Source organism: Thermoplasma sp., assembly GCF_023256435.1.
Classification (GTDB): domain Archaea; phylum Thermoplasmatota; class Thermoplasmata; order Thermoplasmatales; family Thermoplasmataceae; genus Thermoplasma.
Genome location: NZ_JAGDXM010000053.1, coordinates 1 through 4,958 on the forward strand (window position 1 = coordinate 1; position 4,958 = coordinate 4,958).

Here is a 4,958-nt window from a genome sequence, read left to right on the forward strand (position 1 = left end):
ATGGTAGGATTTACCAGTCCATCTATAACAAAATATTCTTGTGGAGACGAATTCAAATTTACCATCTCCGATCCACGATCCATGAGATCGTTTATTGAGGCTGAAATTCCGGTGGAAAGGCTGTAGGCAGATGCCAGAAGGGACGGATCCGGCTGTGCATAATAGCAGACTATGAGGGAATTGTATATCTGCCTGAAATCCTGAGTCTTTATGACTGTTCTCACCCGATCGTCGCTGTCTACATTGAATCTGTCGCCTGAGACTATGCCTATGTCTGGATGGTCTCCGCCTATGTCGATCTGATACATGTCGCCCTGCATGTGATCCGCACCCCTGCTGGATGTTGCGTAGACTATGCCCTGCAGTTTAAATGCTCTGGGATCGTGCAGTGGTATCTCTAGGCCCTTCACTGTCGCTATGAGATCCCTATCTATGCCCATAGAGGTGGAGAACCTGTAAAGGCCATCGGCTATCCTGTTTCCAGGTCCCTTCCTCATGGCTATGTCCAGTATCATCCTGCCTATGTGGTCGAAGTTATCAGAATAATACGATTCTATCTGATCATCCTTTACGACCCCTGACTTTACAAAATATCTCAGGGCTGAAATGATAACGCCAGTACTGATGGTGTCCATGCCCAGCCTGTTGATAGCATGGTTCCAGTCGAGGATCTTCTGGAAGCTCGTGTTTCCCAGCAAGGGACCTAACGCGGCCACAGTTTCATATTCAGGCCCGTCTATAGTGATGCCGTTGTATTTCACAGTCCTTCCGCAGCCTATCACACAAGTCGCGCAGTTATAGCTGGATACGTTGTAATCCTCATGAAACTTTATACTGCTCAGATCGTCGAATTGGAATCTTCGGTCCATGAAGTAATTTGCTGGAATATCGTTGAAACCGATCCCTCCATCCATCCAGATCATGCTGCCATAGCTTCTGAAGCCGGATACGACGGGCGACTCAATTATGGTTTTTGACGCTTCCTTTACAACACGGTTGTATTCCAATCTGTCGCTTACCTCCACGATCTTCCTTCCATAGACAGCTATCGCCTTCAGCTTCTTCGAACCCATGACGGCACCGAGTCCTGTTCTACCAGCTGCGCGACCTTCATCATTCATTATTGATGAGAACAGAACAAGGTTTTCACCTGCCGGGCCTATGCACATTACCGAGTAGTTCTTATCCTTCTTCAGCTTTTTCTGGGTCTCGTATATATCGAGTCCCCATAGTTCCGGCGTTCTGACTATTCTGAAGTCTCCGTCCTCGATGAATATGGAAACTGGAACGTCGGATTTTCCCGTGATCACCATACCATCAAAGCCAGATCTCTTGAGTTCAAATCCAAATCTTCCACCTGAATTGGATTCGCCCAGAAAGGTCGTCAGGGGGCTTCTGCTCACAACCTCATGCCTTCCGGAATTCGGAAAGGCGGTCCCGACCAGGGGCCCAGTCATTATTATAAGGGGATTTTTTTCAGAAAAAGGATCGAAGTTCCCGCCGTATCTTGTGAAGAGATATGATCCTACGCCGACCCCGCCTATGTATTTTTCCCAGACGTCCTCCGGGATTCCATCCGTCCATGCGTCGCCGCGCGTCAGATCAATGAAGAGAATCCTGTTCCAGAAACCTGGCAAATCAATCACCGTAGGCCTTAAGATATATGGATCTAATGTCGTCCTCGCCTGCGATCACTGGATTGAAAGCAAGTTCGCTGTCTGCCATGGCCTTTTCCACCATCTCATCGATGCTTGTTAGGTAGCGCTTCCTGTCTATTCCCAGATCCCTCACACTGATGGGCTGTCCTATCCTCGCATACAGATCCCTTAATGCAGACACGGCATCGCTGTAGCCCAGGCGTCTGGCTATCCTCTCATATTTGCGTTTGGACGGTTCGTCTGAAGAATTGAATTCTATCACGTATGGCAGGAACAGGCCAACGCAGGTACCGTGAACAACATGATGCGTGGATCCAAAACTGTGGCCTAGCGCATGCGCCAGCGCGGTACCACTGTTGGTGAAGGCGATACCGGCCATGGTTGCGGCCAGATGCATATTTTCCCGTGCACTCTCATCTCCCTTCATAGATCCTTCTATATTATCAAATATGGTTTCTATTGCCTTTTCAGCCAGAGCATCGGTGAATATGGTTGATGTATTGGCGGTAAGCGCCTCAAAGGAGTGCACGAGCGCATCAACGCCAGTAGGTCTTATAATGTTTGGATCCGAGGGTGTAAGCGAAGCATCGAGTATTGATACATAGGGCACAAGATCGAAGTTTCCAAGGGCAAGTTTTCTGCCCTGATCGTTCACCACTATCCCGAAGGAGACGTCGCTTCCGGTTCCAGACGTTGTAGGAACGGCTATGAGTTCAGCTTTGAGATCAAGGGGCTCGAAGGGGTTGACATCTGCAATGCTCCTATCTGGGTATGATATCTTTACGTCCAGCGACTTGGCGAAGTCTATCACGCTTCCACCGCCAATGGCAATTATCGTTCGTGGCTGAAATCCGGAGAGGCTTGAATATGCTGACTCAATCGCAGCGATCTCTGGCTCCGGCTTAACGTCATCAATTACGCGATAATCCGTTCCGTCCAGGGATCGTCTTATTCTATCCCCGAAGATCTTCATGATGTTTCTGTCGGTGACAACAAGCACCGGTTCCTTAAGCTGCATGCTGTCCTTTATAGATTCGATGATGTCCCTCTGCTGATATATTTTTCTTGGCAGAGTTATGATACCCATGATATCACGCCAGGTATTTGGTGGGTATGCTCTGCGCCACCTTGACCATGGCTATGGCTGCAGATGCGTACCTCAGGATGAGGGCCATGTTACCCTTAACCTTAAGCTGGCCTGTAAGCATGGCCTGTGTCGGATTTATCTTTCCATCGATGATCTTCCTCCAGTTTGCATAGGTTGCGGTGAGCACGAATGGTGCCGATCCATCCCCTTCCTTTACAACCTCGCACTTCTCGCATTTTCCATCCTTCAGATAGAGGGTGAAGGATCCAAATTCTGGTTTTTCTGATAATGAACCGGTATCAGAAATCGTGAACATTATTGGATCTTTCCAGCCCTTGCCTGCCTTGTTGTAATCAGGCGATTCCGATAGCCTTCTGCAGTATTCATCCACCCATGTCTGCGATGGAAACAATATCTCTTCTACCATACGATATATATAAGTACTTTGCTATATAGATTTTTCTAAACGATTTGAAGATCGATCGCTTATCCGTATATCAGGTTGAGATAATTGATCCTTTCGCGTTCTGCTTCATCTTCTGAGATTCCGTTGATCCTCTTCATGGCATCTATACACCGGTCAAGCTTTGATCTTCCGGAATCTTCTGAAAAGATGAAATGGCCTTCCCTCCTCCACAATATGTCATCGGCATGAACGGCACCCTCGTACAGAACGTCATAGGCGTAGCTGATCTCATCATCGTCCATCTGGCCGTATTGCCTTATTATTTCGTCCTTTACATCATCTATCCGTCTTCTGTATTTTAGCGAGATGGCTGGTTCCGTCTTAATATCAAATTTTTTCAGTATTTCCCTTGATATTTTGATCGCTATTGTTCTGTAGGTCGTGAGCTTTCCTCCGACAACATTTACTGTGTTTCCAGCTTTGATTATGCGATACTCCCTGCTTATCTTTCCTGGATCTCCCTTGCCGAACAGCGGTCTAAGACCAGAATAGGCATTGATGACGTCTGATCTTTTCAATCCTGGGACATAGCTCTTGACAGAGTCTATGAGATACTGTATATCAGCCTCATCCGGCGAAACCATGGCTGGATCACCGTTATATTCTTTTTCTGTAGTGCCTATGATGGATACATCACCTCTTGGAATGATGAACACCTGCCTGCCGTCAATGGGTGATCTGAGTGCGATGGCTATATCGACCGGGAAAAGATCCCTCTTTATTATTATGTGATCGCCTTTGCTCAGTTTGATCAATTTTGCGGCCTCTTCAAGTTCAGGGTAGTGATGCGCCATCATCCTGAAAATATCACCGACCCAAGGCCCAGCTGAGTTTACAAGGAATCTAAAGGGTACTTCAAAATGGTCGCCCGTAAACTTATCCACAACCATCGCGGATGAGGCGCGTTTTCCATCGAAATTTATACTCATAACCTCCGCATAATTGATCGCCCATGATCTTTCCCCTATGGAAGAAAAAATGTTGTCCATAACCAGTCTGGCGTCGTTGACCACACCTTCCGCATAAATATAGCCCCCCATCTGCGGAGTATGGGCAAGGAAGGGATACTCTGCGGAGAGTTCCTCTCTTGAATACCATTTTGCCTTTATTTCCTTTGAGAAGAATGAGTAAAGCCACAATCCGAATCTCAGAGTATTTCTGGACCAAGAGTTTGCATCAACTGGTATCAGGAAATTTTTCTTTCCAACGAGATCCGTATGTTTGATGAGAAAATCTCTTTCCCTGACTGAATCCATCACGACGGAAAACTGACCGTTTGCGATGTATCTTAGGCCACCATGTATCAGTTTCGAAGATCTGCTGCTTGTGCCAGAGGCAAAATCTCTGGCTTCCACAAGTGCAACTTTCAATCCTGAATTTGAGAGTGCATTGAATATGCCTGATCCAGTGATCCCTCCCCCGATGATCAGCACATCCACGCCCTGCTTCATCATGGATACTGCCTTAGCCCTGGATTCCAGCACCTGTTTATTCATCGGCCTTCTGGAGATCTAGCATACCCATCGATTTAAAGTTAGCGTCTGACATTATGCTGAAAAAATTTTCAGCGTGCTCGCAGAGCGTTCAGATCGCGTCTTGAACAAGAGTTAAAAGAGAAGTTAGGAGTTTGAGGGAAGCTGTAAATCTCAACAGTTCTAGCGATGAGACACATGGACTTCCCCCCAATAAATAGAAAGATCTATAAATTGTCTTTACATATTTTTTTGAATCCTCCATTATAATCAAA

General features: G+C 46.7%; 4 protein-coding genes. All 4 read right to left on the reverse strand.

Annotated features, from left to right (window positions below):
* A partial coding sequence (locus Q0C15_RS07280) for an aldehyde ferredoxin oxidoreductase family protein (protein WP_297217845.1) occupies window positions 1–1,637 on the reverse strand: 1,637 nt, incomplete at its 3' end.
* A 1-nt stretch (window position 1,638) separates the two neighbouring features.
* On the reverse strand, window positions 1,639–2,745 hold the full coding sequence (locus Q0C15_RS07285) for an iron-containing alcohol dehydrogenase family protein (protein WP_297217847.1): 1,107 nt from the start codon (window positions 2,743–2,745) through the stop codon (window positions 1,639–1,641).
* A gap of 4 nt (window positions 2,746–2,749) precedes the next feature.
* Window positions 2,750–3,172 (reverse strand): SCP2 sterol-binding domain-containing protein, encoded by a 423-nt coding sequence (locus Q0C15_RS07290; RefSeq protein WP_297217850.1) that lies wholly within the window; start codon window positions 3,170–3,172, stop codon window positions 2,750–2,752.
* Window positions 3,173–3,231: 59 nt separating this feature from the next.
* Window positions 3,232–4,707 (reverse strand): glycerol-3-phosphate dehydrogenase/oxidase, encoded by a 1,476-nt coding sequence (locus tag Q0C15_RS07295; protein WP_297217853.1) that lies wholly within the window; start codon window positions 4,705–4,707, stop codon window positions 3,232–3,234.
* Between the last annotated feature and the right edge of the window lie 251 nt (window positions 4,708–4,958).